Origin of the sequence: Hydrogenophaga sp. (assembly GCF_051007235.1) — a bacterium.
Lineage (GTDB): Bacteria > Pseudomonadota > Gammaproteobacteria > Burkholderiales > Burkholderiaceae_C > Hydrogenophaga.
Window position 1 is genome coordinate 1 of record NZ_JBPCSJ010000210.1, and the last position, 3,845, is coordinate 3,845.

General features: G+C 71.0%; 6 protein-coding genes. 5 read left to right on the plus strand and 1 reads right to left on the minus strand.

The window, feature by feature from the left end:
- The coding region (locus ACR2JA_RS07700; protein ID WP_434008510.1) for a CaiB/BaiF CoA transferase family protein at window positions 1-786 on the minus strand (786 nt) is incomplete at its 3' end.
- Between the two features lie 61 nt (window positions 787-847).
- Here ACR2JA_RS07700 and ACR2JA_RS07705 point away from each other — a divergent pair.
- The 5 genes from ACR2JA_RS07705 to ACR2JA_RS07725 form a co-directional block, all read left to right on the plus strand.
- Entirely contained in the window at window positions 848-1,384 is a 537-nt protein-coding gene (locus ACR2JA_RS07705; RefSeq protein WP_434008511.1) for a hypothetical protein, read from the plus strand.
- The gene (locus ACR2JA_RS07710) at window positions 1,381-2,634 is read left to right on the plus strand and encodes an MFS transporter (protein ID WP_434008512.1); all 1,254 of its coding nucleotides are present in this window, start codon (window positions 1,381-1,383) and stop codon (window positions 2,632-2,634) included. Before ACR2JA_RS07705 ends, ACR2JA_RS07710 begins: the two co-directional genes overlap by 4 nt.
- Before the next feature lie 13 nt (window positions 2,635-2,647).
- On the plus strand, window positions 2,648-3,094 hold the full coding sequence (locus tag ACR2JA_RS07715; RefSeq protein WP_434008513.1) for a PTS sugar transporter subunit IIA: 447 nt from the start codon (window positions 2,648-2,650) through the stop codon (window positions 3,092-3,094).
- A complete protein-coding gene (locus ACR2JA_RS07720; RefSeq protein ID WP_434008514.1) occupies window positions 3,063-3,332 on the plus strand; it encodes an HPr family phosphocarrier protein in 270 nt (89 codons plus the stop codon). Before ACR2JA_RS07715 ends, ACR2JA_RS07720 begins: the two co-directional genes overlap by 32 nt.
- A gap of 121 nt (window positions 3,333-3,453) precedes the next feature.
- Window positions 3,454-3,845: phosphoenolpyruvate-utilizing N-terminal domain-containing protein (locus ACR2JA_RS07725; protein ID WP_434008515.1), on the plus strand; the 392-nt coding region annotated here is incomplete at its 3' end.

Below are 3,845 nucleotides of genomic sequence, written 5' to 3' on the forward strand. Positions count from 1 at the left end.
ATCGGGCGCGACCTCGAACACCTGGTAAGGCACGATGTTGATGTGCGCGTTGCCGGCGCGGCCGGGCACCTTGCCCTCTTCGCGCCCGCGCACCAGGTAGTTGGCGCCCAGGTTGGCCAGCATGGCCACCTGGGTGTCGAGCAGCGCCATGTCGATGTGCTGACCCTCGCCGGTGCGCTCGGCGTGGCGCAGCGCGGCCTGGATGGCGACAGTCGCGTACAGGCCCGTGAACAGGTCGGCCACCGCCACGCCCACCTTCTGCGGGCCGCCGCCGGGCAGGTCGTCGCGCTCGCCGGTCACGCTCATCAGCCCGCCCATGCCCTGGATGGCGTAGTCGTAGCCCGCGCGGTCTTTGTAGGGGCCGGTCTGGCCGAAACCGGTGATGGAGCAGTACACCAGCCGGGGGTTGAGCGCGTGCAGCGACGCGAAGTCCAGCCCGTAGCGCGCCATGTCGCCGACCTTGTAGTTCTCGACGAACACGTCGGCTTTGGCCGCCAGTTCGCGGATCAGCGCCTGCCCTTCGGGCGTGGCGATGTCGCAGGTGATGGAGCGTTTGTTGCGGTTGGCGCCCAGGTAGTAGGCGGCCTCGGCGGTGTCGGCGCCGTCGCGGCCTTTGAGGAAGGGCGGACCCCAGCCGCGGGTGTCGTCGCCGCCCGGGTGGCCGTCGCTGCGGGGCCGTTCAACCTTGACCACGTCGGCGCCCAGATCGGCCAGGGTCTGGGTGCACCAGGGGCCCGCGAGCACGCGGGACAAATCGAGTATGCGGATACCATCCAGAGCGTTCATGCGGCCATTGTGCCGCTGCGTGCGGCAGGCCACTGTCGCCGTGATGCCGGAGACATTCCCCTTGTTGCACCCCAACCGCGCCGCCGGCCTGGCGGCTTTGCTGCTGAGCGTCAGCGCCTGCAGCCCCACCTTCAACTGGCGCGAACTGCGCGTGGACGGCACGCCGCTGCAGGCCCTGATGCCCTGCAAGCCCGAGAGCGCCACGCGCCCGGTACCGCTGGGGGGCGCCGGTGCCGCCCCCGCCGAACTGCACATGCACAGCTGCGAAGCCGGCGGCCTGCGCTTTGCCGTGGCCTGGGCCGACGTGGGCCAGCCCGCGCAGGTGGCGCCCGCGCTGGCCGCCTGGCGCAGCGCCAGCCTGCAGGCGATCCGCGTGGCGCCGGCGGCGGCCGGTGACTGGGCGGTGAAGCTGCCCGGGGCCGACCCGGTGCAGGGCGTGAAGGCCCAGGGCACCGACCCGCAGGGCCAGCCGGTGCAGTCGCGCGCGCTGTACTTCGCGCAGGGCACCCAGGTGTTCCAGGCCGCGGTGTACGGCCCCCGTTTGCCGGACGAGGCGCTGGACGCTTTCTTCGCCGGCTTGCAGCTCTCGCCGCCATGAGCACGACCGCGTCGCCCGCCGCGTGGCTGGCCCCGCGCGCGGCGGTGGGGGTGTTCCTGGCCTTTGCGCTGGCCTACTTTTTCTCCACGCTGATCCGCGCCATCACGGCCACGCTCTCGCCGGTGCTCAGCCAGGAACTGGCCCTGAACGCGAGCGACCTGGGCTTGCTGGCCGGCGGTTACTTCTTCGGCTTTGCGCTGACGCAGCTGCCCATGGGCCGCTGGCTGGACCGGTACGGCCCGCGCCGCGTGATCCTGTGCTTCATGGTCGTGGCGGTGCTCGGTTGCGCCGCGTTCGCCACCGCCACCAGCTTCAGCGGCCTGCTGGCCGCGCGCGTGCTCACCGGCATGGGCGTGAGCGCCTGCCTGATGGCGCCACTGACCGGTTACCGCCGCTGGCTGCGGCCCGAGCTGTTGCTGCGCGCCAATTCGTGGATGCTGATGACCGGCTCGCTGGGCATGGTGGCGGCCACGCTGCCGGTGCAATGGCTGTTGCCGGTGCTGGGCTGGCGCGGGCTGTTCTGGGGGCTGGCCGTCTGCATCGTGCTGTCCATGGTGGCGCTGGCCTGGCGGGTGCCGGGCTGGGCCGCGCCTGTTGAACCGGTCGGCGCGGCACCGCCCGCGGTGGGCTATGCGGAGATCGCTCGCCACCCCTTCTTCCGCCAGATGGTGGGCATCGGCTTCGTGTTCTACGCCGGCATGCTCGCCATCCAGACGCTGTGGGCCGGCCCGTGGATGGTCAAGGTGGCCGGGGCCACGCCGGCCCAGGCCGCGCAAGGCCTGTTCGGCATCAACCTGTGCATGCTGGTGACCTTCTGGCTCTGGGGCGTGGTCAACCCGCACCTGGCGCGCCGGGGCTGGAGCGCCGAACGCCTGATCGCCTGGGGTGTGCCGCTGGCCCTGGCGGTGCTGGCGCTCAACGTGACGCTGGGCGCGGGGGCCGGCTGGCCGCTGTGGGCCCTGTTCTGCGTGTGCAGCAGCGTGGGCGCGCTGGCGCAGCCGGCGGTGGGCATGGCGCTGCCGGCGCAGGCCGCGGGCCGGGCGCTGTCGGCCTACAACCTGGTCATCTTCGCCGGCGTGTTCGCCATGCAATGGGCCATCGGCCTGGCCAGCGACGCCCTGGGCGGCCTGGGCTGGAGCGAGCCGCAACGCCTGCGCGGGGCGCTTGCGCTGTTCGGCCTGGCCAGTGCGCTGGCCTATGCGGGCTTTCTGCGCGCCCAGCACCGCCGCGCGGCGGGCGCTGCCGGCTAAACTGCGACCTCATATGAACGGCATCCTCATCGTTGCGCACGCCCCGCTGGCTTCGGCCCTGCGCGCCTGCGTGCTGCACGTGTTCCCCGACAGCGCAGACGCGGTGTCGGCCCTGGACGTTCAACCCAATGTGCCGCCCGAGGAATCGCTCGCGCAGGCGCGTGCCATGGTGCGCCAGCTGGGTCTGCCCAGCACGCTGGTCGTCACCGACGTGTTCGGCGCCACGCCCTGCAACGTGGCGCAGAAGCTGGTGGACGGTGTGCGCTCCAAGCTCATCACCGGCGTGAACCTGCCCATGCTGCTGCGCACCGTGTCGTACCGGCACGAGTCGCTGGATGCGCTGGTCTCGCGGGCCATGATCGGTGCGACGCAGGGGGTGATCCAGGTGGCCGTGACCGCACCCCAAAATCAGGCGAGAAGAACCACCCATGATCAAGACCACCGCGACCATCAGCAATAAGCTCGGGCTGCACGCCCGGGCCTCGGCCAAGCTCACCAAGCTGGCCGGCAGCCACGCCTGCGAGGTGTGGATGTCGCGTGGCGAGCGGCGGGTCAACGCCAAAAGCATCATGGGCGTGATGATGCTGGCCGCCGGCATCGGCAGCCAGGTCGAGATCGAGACCAACGGCCCGGACGAGCAGGCGGCGATGGACGCCATCGTGGCGCTGATCAACGACAAGTTCGGCGAGGGAGAGTGAGCTTGATCCAAGGGCGCATGTCGGAGCAAGGGCGTTTCGCCGCAGGGCCGCCCCAAGGCGAAACAGCCCCCTCGGGGGGCAGCGACCCGCGTCAGCGGCGGAGCGTGGGGGCTGACAGCTCATGACCTTCACCGTTCATGGTCTGGCGGTCTCCCGTGGCATCGCCATCGGGCGGGCGGTCATCGTGGCCGCCAGCCGCATGGACGTGGCGCACTACTTTGTCAAGGCCGATCAGGTCGAGGCCGAGATCGAGCGCCTGCGCAGCGCGCGCAAGGTGGTGGTGGAAGAGATCGGTCGTGTGCAGCAGAGCCTGGCCGACCTCGGCCCCGCCGACGCCCACCCCGAACTGGCCGCCCTGCTGGACGTGCACCTCATGCTGCTGCAGGACGAGCAGCTCACCGGCGGCGTCAAGCACTGGATCACCGAACGCCACTACAACGCCGAATGGGCGCTGACCACCCAGCTGGAGGTGATCGGGCGCCAGTTCGACGAGATGGAAGACCCCTACCTGCG